General features: G+C 64.2%; 17 protein-coding genes. 9 read left to right on the top strand and 8 right to left on the bottom strand.

The window, feature by feature from the left end:
• Window positions 1-159: 159 nt before the first annotated feature.
• The 8 genes from ltrA to ACYQ8E_RS14205 all read right to left on the bottom strand — a co-directional run bounded on the left by ltrA (window position 160) and on the right by ACYQ8E_RS14205 (window position 9,315).
• Window positions 160-1,563 (bottom strand): group II intron reverse transcriptase/maturase, encoded by a 1,404-nt coding sequence (ltrA, locus tag ACYQ8E_RS14240; RefSeq protein ID WP_066724184.1) that lies wholly within the window; start codon window positions 1,561-1,563, stop codon window positions 160-162.
• Window positions 1,564-2,081: 518 nt separating this feature from the next.
• Window positions 2,082-2,735: a phosphate signaling complex protein PhoU gene (gene phoU, locus ACYQ8E_RS14235; protein WP_066723976.1), complete on the bottom strand. Its 654-nt coding sequence runs from the start codon at window positions 2,733-2,735 to the stop codon at window positions 2,082-2,084.
• 60 nt (window positions 2,736-2,795) lie between these two features.
• Window positions 2,796-3,665: a phosphate ABC transporter ATP-binding protein PstB gene (pstB, locus tag ACYQ8E_RS14230; protein ID WP_082820146.1), complete on the bottom strand. Its 870-nt coding sequence runs from the start codon at window positions 3,663-3,665 to the stop codon at window positions 2,796-2,798.
• Window positions 3,662-4,513 carry a phosphate ABC transporter permease PstA gene (gene pstA / locus ACYQ8E_RS14225; protein WP_066723974.1) on the bottom strand — a complete coding sequence of 284 codons (852 nt, stop codon included), beginning with the start codon at window positions 4,511-4,513 and terminating at the stop codon, window positions 3,662-3,664. The genes pstB and pstA overlap by 4 nt, the downstream gene beginning before the upstream one ends.
• Window positions 4,513-5,439 (bottom strand): phosphate ABC transporter permease subunit PstC, encoded by a 927-nt coding sequence (pstC, locus tag ACYQ8E_RS14220; RefSeq protein ID WP_066723971.1) that lies wholly within the window; start codon window positions 5,437-5,439, stop codon window positions 4,513-4,515. Before pstC ends, pstA begins: the two co-directional genes overlap by 1 nt.
• Before the next feature lie 147 nt (window positions 5,440-5,586).
• Complete coding sequence (pstS, locus tag ACYQ8E_RS14215; protein ID WP_066723968.1) at window positions 5,587-6,651, bottom strand: phosphate ABC transporter substrate-binding protein PstS; 1,065 nt, start codon at window positions 6,649-6,651, stop codon at window positions 5,587-5,589.
• 161 nt (window positions 6,652-6,812) lie between these two features.
• Complete coding sequence (locus ACYQ8E_RS14210; protein WP_066723965.1) at window positions 6,813-8,618, bottom strand: sensor histidine kinase; 1,806 nt, start codon at window positions 8,616-8,618, stop codon at window positions 6,813-6,815.
• 1 nt (window position 8,619) lies between these two features.
• Window positions 8,620-9,315 (bottom strand): response regulator, encoded by a 696-nt coding sequence (locus tag ACYQ8E_RS14205; RefSeq protein WP_066723962.1) that lies wholly within the window; start codon window positions 9,313-9,315, stop codon window positions 8,620-8,622.
• A gap of 336 nt (window positions 9,316-9,651) precedes the next feature.
• Between ACYQ8E_RS14205 and ACYQ8E_RS14200 the strand changes: the two genes are divergently transcribed.
• The 9 genes from ACYQ8E_RS14200 to trhA all read left to right on the top strand — a co-directional run bounded on the left by ACYQ8E_RS14200 (window position 9,652) and on the right by trhA (window position 21,121).
• The gene (locus ACYQ8E_RS14200; RefSeq protein ID WP_066723959.1) at window positions 9,652-10,080 is read left to right on the top strand and encodes a DUF3617 domain-containing protein; all 429 of its coding nucleotides are present in this window, start codon (window positions 9,652-9,654) and stop codon (window positions 10,078-10,080) included.
• Between the two features lie 49 nt (window positions 10,081-10,129).
• Window positions 10,130-10,300, top strand: coding sequence for a hypothetical protein (locus tag ACYQ8E_RS14195; protein WP_459861135.1), 171 nt, complete (start codon window positions 10,130-10,132; stop codon window positions 10,298-10,300).
• Between the two features lie 6 nt (window positions 10,301-10,306).
• Entirely contained in the window at window positions 10,307-12,898 is a 2,592-nt protein-coding gene (locus ACYQ8E_RS14190; protein WP_459861133.1) for a phosphoenolpyruvate carboxylase, read from the top strand.
• A gap of 58 nt (window positions 12,899-12,956) precedes the next feature.
• A complete protein-coding gene (locus ACYQ8E_RS14185) occupies window positions 12,957-15,167 on the top strand; it encodes a PAS domain S-box protein (RefSeq protein ID WP_066723952.1) in 2,211 nt (736 codons plus the stop codon).
• A gap of 597 nt (window positions 15,168-15,764) precedes the next feature.
• Window positions 15,765-16,259, top strand: coding sequence for a SixA phosphatase family protein (locus tag ACYQ8E_RS14180; RefSeq protein ID WP_459861130.1), 495 nt, complete (start codon window positions 15,765-15,767; stop codon window positions 16,257-16,259).
• Window positions 16,260-16,384: 125 nt separating this feature from the next.
• Entirely contained in the window at window positions 16,385-16,822 is a 438-nt protein-coding gene (locus ACYQ8E_RS14175; protein ID WP_066723946.1) for a Fur family transcriptional regulator, read from the top strand.
• Window positions 16,823-16,920: 98 nt separating this feature from the next.
• A complete protein-coding gene (locus tag ACYQ8E_RS14170) occupies window positions 16,921-17,877 on the top strand; it encodes an IS1595 family transposase (RefSeq protein ID WP_066723323.1) in 957 nt (318 codons plus the stop codon).
• Window positions 17,878-18,028: 151 nt separating this feature from the next.
• The gene (katG, locus tag ACYQ8E_RS14165) at window positions 18,029-20,239 is read left to right on the top strand and encodes a catalase/peroxidase HPI (RefSeq protein ID WP_066723943.1); all 2,211 of its coding nucleotides are present in this window, start codon (window positions 18,029-18,031) and stop codon (window positions 20,237-20,239) included.
• A gap of 216 nt (window positions 20,240-20,455) precedes the next feature.
• Window positions 20,456-21,121 carry a PAQR family membrane homeostasis protein TrhA gene (trhA, locus tag ACYQ8E_RS14160; RefSeq protein WP_066723940.1) on the top strand — a complete coding sequence of 222 codons (666 nt, stop codon included), beginning with the start codon at window positions 20,456-20,458 and terminating at the stop codon, window positions 21,119-21,121.
• Window positions 21,122-21,234 lie beyond the last annotated feature (113 nt).

Raw genomic sequence — 21,234 nt, 5'->3', positions numbered from 1 at the left:
CCCCCCCGGCACCCGCCATAAAATTAAATGTTGCACATTTTACAGCCGAATCGCCCTCCTGTATAGCCCAAAAAATACCGTTTTCCGAATCGGGTAGGAGGCGGGGTCGCCCCCGCCGTCCTCCCACACCACCGTGCGTACGGTTCCGTACACGGCGGTTCACAAGGCGCTCTGAAAGCGGCGGTGCTGATCGGTCAAGCGGATCAGCCCCAAGTAGCGAAAGAAGGATGTCGGATACGCTTCATTCATGTGCGAGGCCCCTGAGTTCCACCAGGGGCCTCGCCCGTTCGTGGCCGATTTCCACGCCCGGGCTTCCGGCAATCCCCGCTGCATCAACCTCTTGGCCCGGGTATAGGGGCGCTTCCACTGTCGCCATAGAATGCAGCGCAGCTTCCGCCGCAGCCATTTGTCCAGTTCTTCGAAGATGCCTTTGACCTCCGCCAGGCGGAAGTAAGAGGCCCACCCCCGTAGCTTCGGGGTGATTTCTTTGATGACCTGAGCGAGACTGCGTCCCCTGCCCCGTCGGCAGACCTTCCTGAGTCCGGCCTTGAACCGCTTCACTCTCGACTCCGCCACTTTGAGGCGGGGTTTCTTGTGAAAGGTCATGCTGTAACCCAGAAAGACCCTTTTCCAAGGACGGTCGACGGCGCTTTTGGCGACGTTGACCTTGAGTGCCAGCCGCTCCTCCAGGAACCGGGTGAGACTGGCCATGACCCTTTGGCCGCTGCGCCTGGTCTGCACGTAAATGTTGCAGTCGTCGGCGTAGCGGCAGAAGGCGTGACCGCGCCTCTCCAGTTCCTTGTCGAACGCGTCGAGCAGGATGTTCGACAGAAGAGGTGAGAGGGGACCACCCTGCGGCGTCCCTTCCACCCTCTGCGACACAAGCCCGCCTTCGAGCACTCCGGCTTGCAGGTACCGCCGGATGAGCAGCAATACCCGCTTGTCTTCGACCTTACGGGCGACCCGCGACATGAGGATGTCGTGGTTCACCCGGTCGAAGAACTTCTCCAGGTCGATATCGACCACCCAGCGCTTGCCGTCGGCCACATGCCGACGGGCGGCTCTAACCGCCTGCCAGGCACTCCGTCCGGGACGATACCCGTAGGAGCTCTCGGAGAAGTCCGGATCGAATAGCGGCGTCAGCACCTGATGCAGCGCCTGCTGAATGAGCCGATCGCACACCGTGGGGATTCCCAGGGTGCGCACTCCCCCGTCGGGCTTCTCGATTTCCACCTTCCGCACCGGCTGGGGGCGATACGTCCCATTCAGCAACTCTTCCCTGATGGTCGGCCACTTCTCCTTGAGAAAACCGCGAAGCTCGCCCGTCGTCATCTCGTCGATGCCGGGGGCGCCCTTGTTGGCTTCCACCCGCTCTAAGGCCGCCATCATGTTCGGGCGGCTGACGACGTCTTCCATCAGCCCCCTTTCCGCTTTCGTCCAGGAAGGGTCTCTCGTTGCCGTGACGTTTGACGCACCGCTCCCATGCTCTGGCGGCTTCCGGCCGCTGCCCTCCGGGACGGCTCCCGGTATCTCGACCGGGACTTCTGCTGCTCTTGTCGTCATCGAAACGCGAGTCTCCTGAAACGACGCCTCGTGTTCGGCCCTTTGCCGGGTGGTTACTCCGGCTACTACGGCCTCTGCTGACTTCTGCCGGCCCGTCCCGACACCTTACGGTGACGGTAGCACGAGGCAGACCGACAGATCTCCCAGGGTAATGCGCGTGACCTTCCTCCCATCTACCCGCCGCATCTACAGCCCCACCCTCCCGGATGGCTATCGGGCTTTGAAGATATTGGCCTTCTCGCCCGGATGAGACTGCCTCATGCGGTTTCTGTTCGTCGGACCGGGATTTTGCCTGCGGCTTCCTTCAGATTCCACCTCGCGATGGACACCCTTGCCGTCCGGCTAGCGGTTCCCGCCATCAGGGTCCGCAGGGGACTTTCACCCCCAAGTCACTGATTCACCACCACAGTGAATCAGACAGCGCCAGTCAAGGCGCTACGCGCCATGCCTGGCGCACCAAAAAGGAGACGGGCGTCGCGCGACGCCCGTCTCCCGCTTATCGAAACCGCACGCTTCGTTTACAGCCCGTGGCGCACGATCTCCCCCTCGATCATGTAGGTCACATCTTCGGCAATATTGGTCGCCAGGTCGGCAATCCGCTCCAGGTGCCGGGAGATCGAGAGGTATTGCACCAGGGCGTCGAGGCGCTCCGGGAAGCGCCGGATCTGGTTCTTCACCAGGGTGTAGTTCTGCTTGTGAATGGAGTCGACCTCGTCATCAAGGGTAGTGACCTCGGTCGCCAGCCGCAGGTCGAGATTGACCAGCGCGTCAAGGGCTTTCTCCAGCATGGTCTCGACCTTGGTCGCCATCTCTTCGAGGTCGAAAGGAAATTCACAGTGGGCGACGCTGGCGAGTCCGACGGTCCGTTCCGCCACGTTGGTTGCCAGGTCGGCGATCCGTTCGAGGTCGTTGTTGATCTTCAGTACCGAGACAATGAAGCGCAGGTCAGCGGCGACCGGCTGGTGCAGGGCAAGAATCTTCAGGCACTCCTCTTCGAGGTCGACCTCCATGCGGTCGACCTGCTCATCGCCGGCGACCACCTTTTCGGCCAGCGCCACATCCCGCTTCACCAGCGACAGCACCGCCTGCTGCACCGCTTCCTCGACCACGGCCGAGAGAGCGAGGATCATCTTCTTGAGCTTTTCCAGTTCGCGCTGCATATGCATGGTCATGATGCCACGTCCTTTCCGGAACGGAATGGTTGCCCGACTGCTTTTGCCGAAGTCCCCGGGTCAGCCGAAGCGTCCGGTGATGTAATCCTCGGTCTGTTTCTTCACCGGTTTGGTGAAGATCTTCTTGGTGGCGCCGAATTCGATGATCAGCCCCTGATAGAAGAAGGCGGTATAGTCGGAGATGCGCGCCGCCTGCTGCATGTTGTGGGTGACAATGACGATGGTGTAGTTCTCCTTGAGGGCGGTGATCAGCTCCTCGATCTTGGAGGTCGCCACCGGGTCGATGGCGGAAGTCGGCTCATCCATCAACACCACCTCCGGCTCGACGGCAACCGCCCGGGCGATACACAGGCGCTGCTGCTGGCCGCCGGAGAGGGCCATCCCCGGCTTGTCGAGCTTGTCCTTGACCTCGTCCCAAAGCGCCGCCTGGCGTAGCGCTTTCTCGACCCGCTCCTGCTGTTCACTGCGGCTCATTTTGTAGTGGAGGCGCAAGCCGTAGGCGACATTGTCGAAGACGCTCATCGAAAAGGGGGTCGGTTTCTGAAAGATCATCCCGACCCGGCGCCGCAGTTCGAGCACGTCGCGGGCTGGATCGAGCAGGTTGTCGCCATCGAGAAGGATTTCGCCGGAGACCCGCTGGTTGCGGTAGAGCTCGAAGATCCGGTTGTAGGTGCGCAGATGAGTCGACTTGCCGCAACCGGAAGGACCGATGATCGCCGTCACCTTGTTGCTGGCGATATCGAGATTGTTGTTGATCAGCGCCTGGTGCTCGCCGTAGTAGAAGTTGAGATTGCGCGTCGATATCTTCACCGGCGTATTGCCAACCAGCGAGGGGCGCTCAGCCGACCTGGCACTCGCCAACGGAGGGGCTTCCGCCGCGAAAGATTCGGCGGGTGCGCTGGTTGCCTGCAGGGAGGATACATTGGTCATGACTTGTGGCTCCTGAGCCAGAGGAGAGTACGGGTAAAGAGGGTCGCGCCGAGGACCCCGGCGGTAATCAGAAAGGAGGCGCCCCAGGCCATCGCCTGCCAGTCGGGATAGGGAGACATGGCGTAGTTGAAGATGGTGACGGTCAGGTTGCTGATCGGCTCGTTGAGAGATTCGGGCCAGTAGGGGCTGTTCAGGGCGGTGAAAAGGAGGGGCGCGGTCTCACCACTGACCCGGGCGACCGCCAGCAGGATGCCGGTGATCAGGCCGTTGCGGGCGGCGCGGAAGACGACGCCGAGGGTCACCTTCCAGCGCGGCGCACCGAGGGCGAGCGCCGATTCGCGCAGCGCGCTCGGCACCAGCGTCAGCATATCCTCGGTGGTGCGGGTGACCACCGGCAGCATGATCACCGCCATCGCCACCGCCCCGGCGTAGCCGGAGAAGTTCTTCATCGGCATTACCAGGATGATGTAGACAAAGACGCCGATAATGATCGAAGGCGTTCCCATCAGCATGTTGCAGGTGAAACGGACCCACTCGCCGAACTTGTTGTGCTGGCCGAACTCGGCGAGGTAGACCCCGGCGAGCAGGCCGGTCGGAACGCCGATCACCATGGCCAGGCCGGTCATCAGCAGGGTACCGAGAATGGCGCTGCCGACGCCCCCCCCGGCCATGCCCGGCGGCGCCGGCCGCTCGGTGAAGAAATCCCAGTTGATGGCGCCAAGCCCGCGGGCGAGGACGACATAGAGGATCCAGACCAGAAAGGCGATGCCGATCAGGGCCGCCAGGCTCGCCAGAGCCCGGAACAACAGGTCGGTAAAGCGCCGCGCTGCCATCGACCGCTCCCGCATCACGCCACCCCCATCTTGCGCTTGGTCCGCTTCAGCCAGATCTGGGCCACCAGTTGCAGCAGGAAGGTGACCGCGAAGAGGACCAGCCCGAGTTCCACCAGCGAACTGAGGTAGATCTCCTCGGAGGCCTCGGTGAACTCGTTGGCGAGAGTCGAGGCGATGCTGTTGGCGGCAGCGAAAAGGGAAGCGGAGATCTCGTGGCGGTTGCCGATGACGAAGGTGACCGCCATCGTCTCGCCGATGGCGCGGCCGAGGCCGAGGAAACAGGCGCCGACGATCCCCTGGATGCCGTAGGGGATCGTCACCTTGCGGCTCACTTCCCAGGTCGTCGACCCCATGCCGTAAGCCGACTCCTTAACCACTGCCGGCACCATCAGGAAGATGTCGCGGGTCACCGAGGTGATGAAGGGAAGGATCATCAGCGCCAGGATGATGCCGGCGGTGAGCATGCCGATCCCCATCGGCGGTCCCTTGAAAAAGGGGAGGTCGCCACCGACCCTGGCGAGGAAGGGCTGCACGTAGTCGGCCATGAAGGGGGCAAAGACAAAGAGCCCCCACATGCCGTAGATGATGCTCGGGATCGCCGCCAGCAGTTCGATCGCCGCACCAACCACGCGACTGACCCGCGGTGGCGCCAGCTCGACCAGGAAGAGGGCGATGATCAGGCTCAAGGGGACGGCAAGGACCATGGCGATGGCGGTCGAGACCAGGGTACCGAAGATACTGCTCGCCGCACCGAACTGTTCGGTGACCGGGTTCCACGACTGGGAGAAGAGAAAACCGAGTCCGAACTTCTCCAGCGAGAGCGCCGACCCGCGATAGAGTTCCCAGAAAATGCCACCGACCAGCGCCACAACCAAAATGCCGCAGGCTGTGGCCAGGCCACGGAATGCGGGGTCAAAGTTCCGTTGCTTTTGCAGCTCCATATTCGCTTTCTCAGATCCGTCGCGAGGAACGGGAGAGAGGCCAAGCACCAACGAGCCGGCGTGAAGCGGGGAATCGTCCCCACTTCACGCGACTCGCAGCTTTGCTCAGCTTGTCAATACCCCGGTTCTGCATTCCGGGGGCGAGGGTTATTTCCAGACCGGCTTGCCATGGGCGCGGATTTCCTTGGCCCAGGTCGCCTCGACCATGTCGACGACCTTTTCCGGCATCGGCACATAGTCGAGCTTGAGGGCCGTTTCGGCGCCATTTTTGTAGCACCAGGCGAAGAAATCAAGGACCGTTTTGGCTGTTTCGGCATTAGCCTGATCCTTGTAGACCAGGATGAAGGAGGCGCCGGTGATCGGCCAGCTCTCCTTGCCAGGCTGATCGGTCAGGACCATGTAGTAGCCTTCGGCGTGGGCCCAGTCGGCATTGGCCGCCGCCGCCTGGAAAGCTTCAGCGGTCGGGGCGACGAAGTTGCCGGCCTGGTTCTTGAGCAGGGCATGGCTCATCTTGTTCTGCAGGGCGTAGGCATATTCGACGTAACCGATGGCGCCGTTGATGCGCTGCACGTAGGCGGCGACCCCCTCGTTCCCCTTGCCACCAACCCCGGCCGGCCACTCGACGGCCTTGTTGTTGCCAACCTTCTCCGCCCATTCCTTGGAGACCTTGGTCAGGTAGTTGGTGAAGATCCAGGTGGTTCCGGAACCGTCGGCACGATGCACCACGGTGATGTCCTGGGCCGGCAGCTTGAGGCCCGGGTTGTCGGTGGCGATTTTCGCGTCATTCCACTTGGTGATCTTGCCGAGGAAGATGTCGGCGAGGACCGCATCGGAGAGGCGCAGTTGCCCCGGGGCGATGCCGTCAATATTGACCACCGGCACCACGCCGCCCATGATCATCGGGAACTGGATCAGGCCGGCTTCGTTCAGTTCGGCCGGTTTCAGAGGGGCGTCGGAGGCGCCGAAATCGACGGTTTTGGCCTTGATCTGCTTGATACCGCCACCGGAACCGATCGACTGGTAATTGAGCCGGACGCCGGTCTCCTTCTCGTACTGGTAGGCCCACTGTCCGTAGACCGGGAAGGGGAAGGTGGCGCCGGCGCCGTTGATGGTGGTGGCCGCCTGCACCTTGGCCACGGGAAGGGTCAGCAGCAGCCCGGACACTGCAACCATCAGCAGCAGGGATTTGAGAATCGAAAAGCTCGTCTTCATTTTGCCTGGTCTCCTTGTTGGGGATTGAATGATTTGACCGTTTGGTTTCGCTGCCTATTATCCCCGGAGATGTTAGCGTTCGGTTAGTGCCTCGTGAGAAGCGTGCAAAATCTCCTGAACTGCCGATTTGCACCTTGTAACAGGCCATTGTTAGTTTTTGGTTAGCAGGGTTCCGGTAGGGGGGCAGACACCGACCGGGCCGGGAGAATGATGGTAAAGACGCTCCCTTCCCCGGGCGTACTTGTCACCACCACCCGGCCCCGATGGGCCTGAACGATGTGCTTGACGATCGCCAGTCCGAGCCCGGTCCCTCCCACCTTGCGGCTGCGCGCCTTGTCGACCCGGTAGAAGCGCTCGAAGAGCCGCGACAGGTGTTCGCGCGGGATGCCGCAACCCCGGTCGCGCACCGCGATCGCCAGATCGCCCCCGGCGCAGCGGACACTGACCCCGACCGCCGCCCCCTCGTCGCTGTACTTGATGGCATTGTCGATCAGGTTGACCAGGGCCTGTTCCAGCAGCGGCGGGCTGATCGCGGCCGGAAAGGCTTCCGGGCAATCGATCTCGAGGGTGACCGAGCGCGCGGCCGCGGTCACCGAACAGGACTGGATCGCGGCCTGCACCACCTCCCGCACCGGCCCCGTCTGCAGCGGGATATCGTGTTTCTCGGCGTCCTGCTCGATGCGGGAGAGGGTCAGCAGGTCGTCGATGATCGCATTCAGCCGCTCCCCCTGGCGGGCGATGATGTCGAGAAAACGCCGCCCGGCCGCGGGATCATTGGCGGCGCCGTCGAGGAGGGTCTCGACACACCCCTTGATGGCGGTGATCGGGGTCTTCAGTTCGTGGGAGACGTTGGCAACGAAGTCGCGGCGCAGGGTCTCCAGGCGCCGCAGCCGGGTGATGTCGTTGACGACGATCAGGGCGCCGAGAATTTCGCCGGCGGCACCGCGCAACAGGGTGCCGTGGGCCTGCAGAAAGCGCTCCTGCTGGTCATGCAGGGTCAGATCGGCTTCCACCGGTTCCCGGCTCGCCAGGGTCCGCGCCACGAAGCGCTGCAGGTCAGCCTTGCGCACCACCTCCTGCAGGCGGCGGCCGAGGACCTGGCCGGAGCGAATACCGAGCAGGGTTTCGGCGGCGCGGTTGATACGCAGGATGCGCTCCTCGGTGTCGACGGCGAGCATCCCCTCGACCATGCTGGCGAGCATCGCCTCCTGCTCGTTGCGCTGGTTGACGACGGTGCTGATGCGATCGCCAAGCTGCACCGCCATCTGGTTCATGGCCGTGGCGAGAGCATCGATCTCTGCCGAGCCGCTTAGAGCGAGGCGCTCGCCGAGTTCGCCATTGGCAAAACGCGCCGCACCGCGGGTCATCTCCTCCAGCGGCCGGCTGATCCGCCGCGATAGCCAGAGGCTGATCAGGGCCGTCATCAGAGCCACCGCAAGCCCGGCCAGGGCGACGCGCAGGTAGAGGCCGCGCAGGGGAGCACTGATGGCATCGACCGCCATCGCCGCCCGCACCGCACCGGTCACCTGGCCCTGCTCCAGCACCGGCACCGCCACGTACATCATGTCGCGGGAGAGGGTGCGGCTGTAGCGAATGGAGGTGCCGACGCGGCCGGCGCTGAGAGCGACCTGCACCTCGGGACGCCCGGCATGGTTCTCCATTTTTTGCGGCTCTTCCTGCGAATCTCCAAGGACGGTACCGTCCGGCAGAATGATGGTAAAGCGGGTCGCGGTGCGCACGCCGAGTTCTCGGCAAAGCCGTTCGAGTCGGGGCCCCTCCGCCGCGGTGAGCCCACCCCGCACCTGCTCCTGCAGCAGGATGGCGCGGGCCTGCAGGCTGTTCTCGGCCTGGCGATAGTAGAAGTCATGCAGGGCGCGGGAATAGAACCAGCTGAGCGCCCCGAGGGCGACGACGATCAGTACCAGGTAGGCAGGATAGAGCTGCCAGAGCAGTTTGCGCGAGCGCATGCTATTCATCCCGGAAACGGTAGCCGACACCGCGCACGGTCTCGATATATTTGCCGCAGGGGCCGAGTTTCTTGCGCAGGCCGACGACCTGCACGTCGACCGCACGGTCGGTCACCGCATAGTCTTCGCCACGCACCGCGTTGACGATCTGGTAGCGGGTGAAGACCCACCCCGGTCGGCTGGCGAGGGTGTGCAGAACCCGGAATTCGGTAAAAGTCAACTCGACTGGCGTCCCCTGGACCAGGACCTCGTTGCGTCCGGGGTGGATGGTCAGGTCGGGAAAAACGATCGCCTCGCCGGCCTCCCGGGCGACCGCCTCGGCCGCGCGCCGGCGCAGCACCGCCCGCACCCGGGCAAGCAGAATCCGTGGCGAAAACGGTTTGGTGATGTAATCGTCAGCGCCCAGTTCGAGGCCGGCGACGACATCCGCCTCTTCCCCCTTGGCGCTCATCATCACCACCGGCACCGCCGCGGTCGCCGCCGTCCCCTTCAGCGCGCGACAGACTTCGAGACCGTCGATCCCGGGGAGCATCAGGTCGAGCAGGATCAGTTCCGGCAGTTGTTCCCGGGCGGCCTTGAGCCCCTCCTCGCCGCTGGTGGCGGTGGCAACCCGAAATCCCTCGCGGGCGAGGTTGTAGTGGACCAGGGCGAGGATATCCTCCTCGTCTTCGATCACCAGAATCTGTTCCTTGGCCATGGCGTCCTGTCCCTTCGGTTTTCCCAGTGGTTACAACAGGATTGTTAGGATCATGTGAGTTTGCCGGCGCGGGGGCGAATTGGCGGCCTCGTCCTGCAAGGTCCCGCCCCTGGCCGCGGTACCGAAGGTCCCTCGATACTGCGCAGCGGCTCGGCCAACAGTTTAACGCAAATGCCGGCGCTTGCAGGAACCACTTTTATTGCCGGGGTCCGGCTTTCTGCTATATTTGCGAGGCCCGGATGGCAATAGCGTTCATCCGGCTGACAGGGACGCCCGGGAGTCGGTATGGGAACCGGTCCAGGCGCCCTTTATCGGACAGGAACGGGGAGGTCGACCATGAAAATCGGAATCTGGGGTGGAATGATCCTGGTGCTGTTGTGCCTCGCGACGACGCCGGCCTTCGCGGCCACGGAGATGCAACCGGGAGAATGGGAGATGACGATGAAGACGGAGATGCCGGGGATGCCCTTCCCGATCCCGCCGATGAAGTACAAGATGTGCCTGACGCCCGAGAAGATGGTCCCGCAGCAGCAGGACCCGAAGCAGGAGTGCAAGATGCTTGAGAACAAGGTGGTCGGCAGCACCGTCTCCTGGGTCATGGAGTGCCGCGACAAGCAGGGGGTGACCCGCAGCGAGGGGAGCATCACCTATCAACGGGAGAGCATGGAGGGGACCATCCATACCACGATCGACAGCAAACAGGACGGCGCCATGGAGATGAACCAGAAGCTTTCCGGCAAGCGCCTCGGCGCCTGCGGCAAGTAGAACGGAGCCGGCCCCGGCGGCCGGGAGTGCGGCGGGAGGGAGAGAAGCGATGGATGCATGCCTGTGGCAGGCCGCGGACCAGGCCAGCCGGCTCGCGGAACTGATCGGTGCAGACCCGGAAGGGACCGGCCTGCCGCTGCGGCGCGATGTCCGCAACCTCGGGCTGCTCCTCGGCGTGGTCCTGCGCGAGCAGGCCGGCCAACGCCTGTTCCAGGTCTAGGAGGAATTGCGGCAGCTCGCCATTCGTCACCGCGACCGGATCGAAGAGCAGGGGATCACGACCCTCGACCCGGAAGGGGAGGCCGAGCTGCAGGAGCGCGCCATCGAACTGCTGCGCGGCCTCAGCCTTGGCGACTGCCACCAGATCGTCAAGGCCTTCAGCAATTTTTTTGAGCTGACCAACCTTGCCGAAACCAATCACCGCAAGCGCCGCCTGCGCGCGGCCAGGATTGCCGGCAGCGACAAGCCGGGCTCCCTGCGCGGCACGCTGCGACGGCTCAAGGAGGGGGGGATCGACGCCGCCACCGCCCGCGGCCTGTTACGGCAGGTGGAGCTCGTCCCGGTCTTCACCGCTCACCCGACCGAAGTCGCCCGCCGCGTCGTCCTGAAAAAGCGGCGCCGTATCGCCGCCCTGCTCGCGGGCTTCGATCACCTCCCCCTCGAAACCGGCGCCGGCCTGATCGATCAGGAAGCGATCCTCGCCGCCATCACCAGCCTCTGGCAGAGTGACGAGGTCCGCCGCCAGCGCCCGACCATCCATGATGAAATTCGCATGGGCCTCGATCACTTTCCCCAGGCCCTGCTCCCGCCCCTGCCGGGGCTCTACCGGGAGGTCGCCGCGGCCTTCACCGCCAGCTACGGCGGCGAGACCGACCCGGCCGAACTGCCGCTCCTGCTCCGCTTCGGCTCCTGGATCGGCGGCGACCGCGACGGCAATCCCTACGTCACCCCGGCGGCGACCCGCGAGGCATTGCAGGCGAGCCGGGAGCTGATCCTCGATCACTACCTGGCGACCCTCGACGAGCTGATCGGCCTGCTCACTTCCTCGGCCGGCCGGGTCGCCCCCGGCGCCGCCCTCGAACAGGCCCTGGCGCAGGGGCTGCGCGCCGTTCCCGGCGCGACCGCCGAGGTCGACCGCTACCCGGAGTGCGAAACCGGGCGCCGTTACCTGGTCCTGCTCCGGCACCGCCTGCGCCTCGCCCGCCAGGGCGCCGAGACCCCCGGCGCCTGCCGGGCCGAGGAATTCGCAGCCGGCCTGAAGCAGTTGCGCGCCAGTCTCGCCGGCCATGGTGGGCTGCGCCTGGCGCAGGCCTATCTCGATCCGCTGCTGCGCCTGGTGCAGACCTGCGGCTTTCACCTGCAGACCCTCGACATCCGCCAGCACGCCGAGGTCCACGCCCGGGCCGCCCGCGAGCTGGCGGCGGGGCAAACGGCCGACGACCTGCCGGCCATCCCTGGCGCCGAAACTCGTGAACTCCTCGAAACCCTGCGCACCCTCGCCGCCCTGAAACTGGAATACCCGCCCGCGGCCCTGCGCAGCTATGTCATCAGCGGCGCCCGCAGCAGCGGCGATGTCCTCACCCTGATCTGGCTGCTGGAGCTGTGCGGCGTGCAGGTGGCGGCGAGCGCCGACGGCAGCGATCCCGGCCTGATGCCGGTACCGCTCTTCGAGTTCATCGACGATCTGCGCCGGGCGCCGCAGACCTGCCGGGAGCTCTGGTCCCTCCCCGCCTACCGTCCCTACCTCGACTCCTGGGGGGGGCGCCAGGAGGTGATGCTCGGTTATTCGGATTCGAACAAGGACGGCGGCATGCTGACCAGCACCTGGGAGATCTACAAGGCGCACCGCGCCCTGCACCAGGTCGCCGCCGAATGCGGAGTGACCCTGCAGCTCTTCCACGGCCGCGGCGGCACCGTCGGCCGCGGCGGCGGACCGACCAACCGGGCGATCGTCGCCCAGCCCCCGGGCGCCTTTACCGGCGCGCTGAAGATCACCGAGCAGGGGGAGGTGATCAACTTCAAATACGCCGACCCGGTCCTGGCCGGCCGCAACCTCGAACTGATGGTGGCCGCCGCCCTCGAAGCCCTGGCCCGGCCGTTGCTCGGCCACGGGCCCCTCGCCCCGGACCGGGAACGGGCGATGGAGGAGCTCTCCCACCTCGCCTTTTCCGTCTACCGGGAGAAGATCGCCGAAAATCCCGACATCCTCATCTATTTTGAACAGGCCACCCCGGTACGCGATTTCGAGCTGGCGCGGCTCGGTTCCCGCCCCGCCAAGCGCCGCAAGAGCGAGGGGCTCGGCGACCTGCGCGCCATCCCCTGGGGCTTCGGCTGGATCCAGAGCCGCCACGGCATCCCCGGCTGGTTCGGCGTCGGCTACGCCCTCGAGTGCTATGCCGAGCGCGGCGATGATGAGTTCGGCCGGCTCCGGGCGATGGCCGCCGACCTCCCCTTTTTCGCCGACCTGCTGCGCAACGTCGAGCTCGCCCTGGCGCGGGTCGACATCCCCCTCGCCCGGCGCTATGCCGAGCTGGTCGAGGATCGTTTGCTGCGCGAGCGGGTGTTCGACCTGATCCACGAAGAATTCCGCCGTACCGTTCGGATGCTGCTCAAGGTCACCGGCCAGACCCACCTGCTGCAGCGCCAGCCCGATCTCGCCCGCTCCCTGTGGCTGCGCAAACCCTATGTCGATCCCTTAAGCCTGCTGCAGATCGAACTGCTGCGCCGCCGGCAGGAGGGGGGCGGCGGGCCGGAGCTCGACGAGGTGCTCGCCGCCACCATCAGCGGGATCGCCGCCGGCCTGCGCAATACCGGCTGACAATTGGAACGGTTTCTGCGAAAATGGCAGGACTTCACCCTGCTGCCCGGTGGCCGCCATGAACGACCCGATCAACCCTTCCTCCGCCGACGTCCCTGAAATAGCCGGCGACCTCGCGCTGACCATCCTCGAGAGCATCGGCGACGGTGTCGTCGTCGTCGATGCCGACTGGCGCTTCACCTACCTCAATCCCCAGGCCGAGCGCTTCCTCGGCCGGCTGCGCGACCAGCTCCTCGGCCACTCCCTATGGGACGCCTTTCCCGAAACCCTGGAAACTGCCTTCGCCCGGCAATTCCAGCGCGCCGCCCGGGAGGAGGCCGAAATCGCCTTCGAGGAGTTCTATCCGCCCCTCGAAAAGTGGTTCCAGGTCCGGGCCTTTCCCTTTCGCGGCGGGGTATCGATTCTGTTCCAGGATGTCAGCCAGCGCCGCAAGCAGGAGGACGCACTGCGCGAGAGCGAAGAGCTCTACCGCTCCCTGGTGGAAAACATCGACCTCGGCATTACCCTGATCGGCCAGGATTACCGTGTCCTGATGAGCAATGCCGCCCAGGGGCGGTTCTTTGCCAAACCGGTCGGCGACTTCGTCGGCCGCCACTGTTTCGTCGAGTTCGAAAAACGGCCGGAGGTCTGCCCCCATTGTCCGGGAACCCGGGCGATGGCGAGCGGCAAACCGGTCACCACCGAAACCCAGGGGCTGCGGGATGATGGCACCCAGCTGACGGTGAGCATCAAGGCGTTTCCGGTCTTCGACGGCGATGGCGTGGCGCGCCGGTTTATCGAGGTGGTCGAGGATATCAGCGATCGCCGCCAGGCCGAGCTCGCCCTGCGGCGCAGCGAGGAGCGCTTCCAGTCCCTCTTCGCCCATGCCAACGCCGGCATCAACATCCTCGCCCCCGACGGCCGCTTTCTGCAGTCGAACCAAGCCTTCGAGAAGTTCATCGGTTACAGCGAGGAAGAGCTTAAGGGGATGACACCGACCGACATCACCCACCCCGACGACCTGGAAGAGACCTGCCGCTATTTCAGTGAAGTGGCCAGGGGCGAGCGCTCCACCTTCAGCTACGAAAAACGCTTTCTGCGCAAGGACGGCCGCGTGATCTGGGGCGAGGTCTCGACCGCCTGGCTCTTCGACGAGACCGGTCAGCCGACCTGCGGCCTCGGCCTGGTCCAGGACGTCACCGAGCGCAAACAGGCGGAGATCCAGCTGCGCCGGGCGCTGCGCGACACCGCCGCCTCCCGCGACCGGATCGACGCCATCCTGCGTTCGGTCAGCGACGGCCTGCTGGTGACCGATGCCTGCCAGCGGCTGACCCATCTCAACCCGGCGGCGGAAGAACTCCTCGGACTCAAGCTGACACGGGTTCACCTGGCGCCGGTCGCCGAGCTCCCTCTCGACCCGGCGCTCTGCCGGCAGTTGCAGATGCCGCTGAGCTGCTGCCAAATCCTGCAGTGCGACTTTACCCTGGCCGGCAGGACCGGCCCCCGGGTGATTCAGGCCCGCTCGGCGCCGATCCTGAACACCAGCGGCGACACCGGCGGCGCCATCACCATCCTGCGCGACATCAGCCGCGAGTGGGAGGTTGATCAGATCAAGAGTGAATTCATCTCCACCGCGGCCCACGAGCTGCGCACCCCCCTCGCCTCGGTGATGGGCTACGCCGAGCTGCTGCTGCTGCTCGGCCAGCTGCCGTTGCCCGAGCAGCAGGAATACCTGGGGAAAATCTGCGAGAAGGCGGAAGTTCTCGCCCATATCATTGATGATCTGCTCGACCTCTCGCGCATCGAATCGGGCCGCCTGATCGCCCTTGACCGCGTCCCCGCCGACCTCAACGAACTGTTGCGCGAGGTCGTCGCGCAGTACCGGCAAGGCTCGCCCGGCCATTCCTTCCGCCTTCAGCTGCTGCTGGAACCGGTCATTCTCAGCATCGACCGGGAAAAGATCCACCAGGTCATGGAAAACCTGCTCAGCAATGCGGTCAAGTACTCTCCCGCCGGGGGGACGATCACGGTGCGGACCACCCTGACCGGCGACCGCTTGCAGATTGCGGTCACCGACCAGGGGATCGGCATGACCAGTGACCAGGTGGAGCGGATCTTTGACAAGTTCTACCGCGCCGATACCTCGAATACCGCCATCGGCGGCCTCGGGTTGGGGATGACCATCGTCCGCAAGATCGTCGACGGCCACGGCGGCGAGATTGCCGTCACCAGCGAAAAGGAGCGCGGGACCACCGTGGTTGTCGCCCTCCCCCTGCACAACGAGGCCTGACCGGCAGGAAATACCTGCTTCAGCCGAAAAGAGCGGGGGAGGTCACGACCTCCCCCGCTCTTTTGATGTTAATTCGCTTCGACCAGCTCGGTTCGCCGGTTGCGCCTCCAGCTGCCCGCAACCTGGCCGGAGACAGGGTTAGGAGCAAGGAGCAGGCAGAAAAGGGGAGCCGCCATGGAAGACCAGGCGGAAATCAGGACGGAAGTGCAGGTGAATGCCGGGCCCTTGTCAAGAGCCAGGTGAGGCGGCCAGGGTCTGCTGCAGACAAAAAAAAGGCGCGCCGCCCAGGAGGGTATCGTGCGACGCGCCAAATCGAGAGGTGTGGTGAGAAGGGTTTGAAGAAGGTCCGCAGTACCCGCCTGCCAAACGGGTCGCTGCTTGGTTATGACTATAGCCCTGCGCTCCCTCCGCGGCTACGTGGCGATGCGTATTTTTTCGGGACCGGATAGGCAGACCCAGACTGTGGATTTGCACAGCCGGGAAACGCCGACGGCGGTCCCTTCCGCGATGTTTCATCCTGGCGCCTGTTGCCGGCGCTGCACGGCAGCCGGTTATCGGCTACACTCTTGGCAAACAACACGGCGAAAGGATCGGCGCATGGAACTCTACCTGATGCAGCATGGCCTGGCGCTTGCCAGTGAAGACGATCCGGAGCAACCGCTCTCCCGGGAAGGGGTGGTGCAGATGCAGATGGCCGGGCGCGCCCTCAAGCGCCTTGGCGTCGTTCCCGACCTCCTCGCCTGCAGTTCAAAGAAACGCTCCCGGCAGAGCGCGGCCCTGATCGCCGAGGCGGTCAACTTCCCCTACAGCGACATTCTCGAGAGCGACCTGCTGCTGCCGCTGACCCCGCCCCGGGAGAGCCTGCGCCTGCTGCGCGGCAATGGTGAAAACGGCACCGGGGCGATTATCGTCGTCGGTCACCTGCCGTCGCTGGCCGAAATCGCCTCCCTCCTCCTCGGCCAGGGGAGCCGGGTGCGCATCCATTTCGAAAACGGCGGCCTCTGCCGTCTCGACCTCCCTGCAGATGCCTCCCAACTGGCGGAACTGCGCTACAGCCTGACCGCCCCCCAGCTCAAGCTGATCGCCGCCTGACACGTCATCCTCATCAGGGAGCAGCGCCCCCCGCCGGGAAGAAGGCTTGACAAGGAACGTCGCCTCTGGGATTGTCTGTTAATAATCATTCTCCATGCTTTGCTCCCAATGAAACCGGTGCCCCCGTGAAGAGTCCGCAGACCCGCCTCGATGAGATCCTCACCAAACTCCGCCAGCGGGAATGCCGGATCACCCCGCAGCGGATCGCGATTTTGCGGGCGCTGCTGCACAGCGACCAGCATCCGAGCGTCGAGATGGTCTACCGCCAGGTAAGCGCCCTCTTCCCGACCACCAGCCTCGCCACGGTCTACAAGACCGTCAATCTCCTCAAGGAGATCGGCGAAGTCCTCGAAATCCCCATTAGCGCCGGCCGCAACCGCTACGACGGCAACAACCCCTCCCCCCACCCTCACCTGATCTGCACCCGCTGCACCAGCGTCAGCGATCCCGCGGTCAGCCTGCTCGGACCCCTGCAGGACGAAGTGGCGCAGGCCACCGGCTACAAGATCACCTCCCACCAGGTTCAACTCTTCGGTCTCTGCCCCGCCTGCCAGCAAAAATAATCCTGATTAGGTCTGATTCTCAGCTATGACACATTCTGTCGCACAGGGAGCATAGAGTTTGGCCATGGAACTCATGAATAACAAGGAGGTTAGCATCCATGGCCATCAATCGTATCCAGTTCCAACCGGGGCTGAGCTTGGCTGATTTTCTCAAAGACTATGGTACGGAGGCCCAATGCGAGGCGATCCTTGAGCACTCGCGCTGGCCCCAAGGATTTGTCTGTCCAGCATGCGGTGCAAGCCGCGCGGTCCAGTTTCGGCGAGGACGGTCGAACATCTTCCAGTGCTGTCGCTGCCGCAAACAGATCTCGCTGATCTCCGGAACGATTTTCCATGGGAGCAATCTGCCGCTGACCCAGTGGTTTCTGGCCCTCTACTTCATGACACAAGGCAAGTCCGGCCTGTCGATGCTGGAGTTGAGACGAATGCTGGGTTTGAGCTACAAAGCGGCTTGGCGGCTCAAGCACAAGCTCATGCAGGCGATGTTCGAGCGCGAAGAGACAACGGTTCTGGCCCAGCGGGTCGAGATCGACGACGCCTACTTGGGCGGGGAACGCTCCGGCGGTAAGGTTGGTCGCGGTTCGGAGAACAAAGTTCCCTTCATTGCGGCAGTGGAGACCAGTCACGAGGGCCATCCGCTGCGAGCTGTTTTTAGCCGGGTGACGACCTTCAGCAGCCATGACGTTGATCAATGGGCCAAGAATCACTTGGCACCGACGGCGCTGGTCGTTTCTGATGGCCTGAATTGCTTCCGCGCCGTCACCAAGACTGGGTGCTACCATCAGCGAAAGGTGGTTGGTGATCAACGCAGAAGTACCGACATGGGCTGCTTCCACTGGATCAACACCATCCTGGGCAATCTTAAGACGGCCATGGCCGGAACGTATCATGCGTTTGACTTCGACAAATATGCGCATCGCTATCTGGCCGAGTTTCAGTACCGGTTCAACCGGCGGTTCGATCTGCGCAGCATGCTGCCAAGACTGCTGTTCGCCTGTGTCTCAATCGGCAAGCGGCCCGAGGCCTGGCTTCGCCGAGCTGAGAATTGGACCTAATCAGGAAAATAATTGCCGCCCTTTTTTTGTCTTCTTATGGATAATGATTTTCCACAAAGATTGACAAATGAATAGCGCCTGTTAAAGGTAAAGAACTTCCAATACGACACAGGCCGAAACGCTTTCCCTGTCCCCAACGAGGAGGAGATTCATGAGTACCGATTCCAAGTGCCCGGTAACGGGACATTCGGTCCAGCAGGTCGCCGGCGGCGGTAACGCGAACCGGGACTGGTGGCCGAACCAGCTCAACCTGCGCATCCTGCACCAGCATTCCAGCCTCTCCAACCCACTGGGGGCGGACTTCAACTACGCCGAAGCCTTTAAAAGCCTCGACCTCAAAGCGGTGAAAGCGGACCTCTATGCGTTGATGACCGACTCGCAGGACTGGTGGCCGGCCGACTACGGCCACTACGGCGGCCTCTTCATCCGCATGGCCTGGCACAGCGCCGGCACCTACCGCATGGGCGACGGCCGTGGCGGCGGCGGGAGCGGCAACCAGCGCTTCGCTCCCCTCAACAGCTGGCCCGACAACGTCAATCTCGACAAGGCGCGGCGGCTGCTCTGGCCGATCAAACAGAAATATGGCCGGAAGATTTCCTGGGCCGACCTGATGATCCTCGCTGGCAACTGCGCGCTGGAGTCGATGGGCTTTACGACCTTCGGCTTCGGTGGCGGCCGTGTCGACATCTGGGAGCCGGAAGAAGATATTTACTGGGGCGGGGAGAAGGAATGGCTGGCGACCAGCGACAAGCCCCAGAGCCGCTACTCCGGCGATCGCGAGCTGGAGAATCCCCTCGCCGCGGTGCAGATGGGTCTGATCTACGTCAACCCGGAGGGGCCGGACGGCGAACCCGACCCGGTGGCGTCCGGGCGCGACGTGCGCGAGACCTTTGCCCGCATGGCGATGAACGACGAGGAGACCGTCGCCCTCATCGCCGGTGGCCACACTTTTGGCAAATGCCACGGCGCCGGGCCGGCTTCCCATGTCGGGCCAGAGCCGGAGGCGGCCGGTCTCGAGGAGCAGGGACTCGGCTGGAAGAGCAGTTTCCGCAGCGGCAAGGGGGCCGATGCGATCAGCAGCGGCATCGAAGGGGCCTGGAAACCGAACCCGGTCCAGTGGGACATGGGCTATCTCAAGGTCCTGTTCAAATACGAGTGGGAGAAGGTCAAGAGCCCGGCCGGGGCCTGGCAGTGGCTGGCCAGGGATGTCGACGAGGAGGACCTGGTGGTCGACGCCTTCGACCCGAAAAAGAAGCACCGGCCGATGATGACCACCGCCGACCTCTCGCTGCGCTTCGACACGATCTACGAACCGATCGCGCGGGACTACCTGGCCCACCCCGAGAAGTTCGCCGACGCCTTCGCCCGCGCCTGGTTCAAGCTCACCCACCGCGACATGGGCCCCAAAGCGCGCTACCTCGGCCCGGAGGTGCCGGCGGAAGAGCTACTCTGGCAGGACCCGGTACCTCCCCTCAACCACCCCCTGGTCGACGCAGCGGACATCGCCGCGCTCAAGCGACGGCTCCTCGCGTCCGGGTTGCCGATCCCGCAGCTGGTCGCCACCGCCTGGGCCTCGGCCTCGACCTTCCGCGGCTCCGACCTGCGCGGCGGCGCCAACGGCGCCCGCATCCGCCTCGCACCGCAGAAGGACTGGCCCGTGAACGAACCGGCCCAGCTGGAGACCGTGCTGCAGACCCTGACGACGATCCAGCAAGAGTTCAACCATTCGGGACTGGGCGGCAAGCATGTTTCCCTCGCCGATCTGATCGTGCTCGGCGGCTGTGCCGCCGTCGAACAGGCCGCCCACAAGGCCGGCATTGGCGTGACCGTTCCCTTCACGCCGGGTCGCACCGACGCAACCCAGGAGCAGACCGATATCGCCGCCTTCGCCGTCCTCGAACCGGTCGCCGACGGTTTTCGCAACTACCAGAAGGCGAAGTACAGTGTCGCGCCGGAAGAGTTGCTGCTCGACCGGGCGCAGCTACTCACCCTGACCGCCCCCGAGATGACGGTCCTGGCCGGCGGCCTGCGCGTCCTGGGAGCCAACGTCGGCCGGTCCCGGCATGGCGTCTTTACCCATCGACCCGGAGTCTTGAGCAACGATTTCTTCGTCAACCTGCTCGATATGGGAACAGCGTGGAAGGCGTCCGCGGGGGACGCGGACCTCTTCGAGGGGTATGACCGCGCCAGCGGCGTACCGAAATGGACCGGCACCCGCATCGACCTCGTCTTCGGCGCCAACTCCCAGCTGCGGGCGCTGGCGGAGGTCTACGGCAGTGCCGACGCCCAGGAGAAGTTCGTGTACGATTTTGTCGCCGCCTGGGACAAGGTGATGAACCTCGACCGCTTCGATCTCGCCTGAGCGGTATCGGCGAAACAAGACAAGGGCCCGGCAACATTTCGAAAATGTTGCCGGGCCTTTTTTCTCATCCCGAGCCGGGGGTTTTCACCAGCCAGCGGCACCCCGGACCCTTACCTGAACGTAAAAGTTATGTAAAACTCTTCTTTGGCGCAGCATCTGTCACTGCAAAGTGGTACAACAGGAATGTCCCGGACCCACTCCCCGAAAGTGAAGGCCATGAGCCGACATCCCCAGCAACCCAAGTACAGTCTCGGCGAAGAGATCGCCAACGGCGTCAGCCATGGCATCGGCATCCTGCTCGCCCTTGCCGGCCTGCTCGTGATGCTCTACTTTGCCTCCCGCTACGGCAGCGCCCGCCACCTCGTCTCCGCCTCCGTCTTCGGCCTCACGCTGATCTTCGCCTACACCACCTCGACCCTCTACCACAGCATCCCGCTGCCCGGTCCGAAGCGCATCCTGCGCATCTTCGACCATGCCGCCATCTACCTGCTGATCGCCGGCACCTACACCCCCTTCACCCTGGTCAACCTCTCCGGTCCCTGGGGGTGGTCGCTCTTCGGTGCCATCTGGGGGATGGCGGTTCTCGGCATTGCCTGCAAGGTCCTGCTGCCGGCCCGCTTCTCCCGCATCTCCGTCCTCTTCTACATCGGCATGGGCTGGGCGATTGTCGTTGCCACCCGGCCGATGCTGACGCACGTCGAGGTCGGCGGGCTCTGGCTCCTTCTGGCCGGCGGCCTCGCCTATACCGGCGGTATCCTTTTCTATCTCCTCGACCGCCTCCCCTACAACCACATGATCTGGCACCTCTTCGTCATGGCCGGCAGTTCCCTGCACTTCTTCGCCATCCTCTTCTACGTGATGCCCGGCGCGCCGTTAACCTGATACGGAACGGCCTCACCCCGGGAATACTAAGCCGCAACCTGATTACTCGACATCAGCTGACAGTAAAGCGACAATCTTTGTGTCGGAAAAGCTCCGGATCAACGCCGGAGAAC

It is taken from the genome of Desulfuromonas carbonis (genome assembly GCF_054658035.1).
Note: the sequence above shows the minus strand (reverse complement) of the source record. Positions and strands in the feature narration are given on the sequence as shown.

Bases quoted from the DNA above. Each gene is read 5' to 3' on its own strand.
- katG (WP_066723943.1), top strand. From the start codon at position 18,029: ATGAGTACCGATTCCAAGTGCCCGGTAACGGGACATTCGGTCCAGCAG.
- ACYQ8E_RS14185 (WP_066723952.1), top strand. From the start codon at position 12,957: ATGAACGACCCGATCAACCCTTCCTCCGCCGACGTCCCTGAAATAGCC.
- ACYQ8E_RS14205 (WP_066723962.1), bottom strand. From the start codon at position 9,315: ATGGCCAAGGAACAGATTCTGGTGATCGAAGACGAGGAGGATATCCTC.
- phoU (WP_066723976.1), bottom strand. From the start codon at position 2,735: ATGACCATGCATATGCAGCGCGAACTGGAAAAGCTCAAGAAGATGATC.
- ACYQ8E_RS14180 (WP_459861130.1), top strand. From the start codon at position 15,765: ATGGAACTCTACCTGATGCAGCATGGCCTGGCGCTTGCCAGTGAAGAC.
- pstC (WP_066723971.1), bottom strand. From the start codon at position 5,439: ATGGAGCTGCAAAAGCAACGGAACTTTGACCCCGCATTCCGTGGCCTG.
- ltrA (WP_066724184.1), bottom strand. From the start codon at position 1,563: ATGACGACAAGAGCAGCAGAAGTCCCGGTCGAGATACCGGGAGCCGTC.
- ACYQ8E_RS14170 (WP_066723323.1), top strand. From the start codon at position 16,921: ATGGCCATCAATCGTATCCAGTTCCAACCGGGGCTGAGCTTGGCTGAT.
- ACYQ8E_RS14210 (WP_066723965.1), bottom strand. From the start codon at position 8,618: ATGCGCTCGCGCAAACTGCTCTGGCAGCTCTATCCTGCCTACCTGGTA.
- pstA (WP_066723974.1), bottom strand. From the start codon at position 4,513: ATGCGGGAGCGGTCGATGGCAGCGCGGCGCTTTACCGACCTGTTGTTC.
- ACYQ8E_RS14195 (WP_459861135.1), top strand. From the start codon at position 10,130: ATGGATGCATGCCTGTGGCAGGCCGCGGACCAGGCCAGCCGGCTCGCG.
- trhA (WP_066723940.1), top strand. From the start codon at position 20,456: ATGAGCCGACATCCCCAGCAACCCAAGTACAGTCTCGGCGAAGAGATC.
- pstB (WP_082820146.1), bottom strand. From the start codon at position 3,665: ATGACCAATGTATCCTCCCTGCAGGCAACCAGCGCACCCGCCGAATCT.
- pstS (WP_066723968.1), bottom strand. From the start codon at position 6,651: ATGAAGACGAGCTTTTCGATTCTCAAATCCCTGCTGCTGATGGTTGCA.
- ACYQ8E_RS14200 (WP_066723959.1), top strand. From the start codon at position 9,652: ATGAAAATCGGAATCTGGGGTGGAATGATCCTGGTGCTGTTGTGCCTC.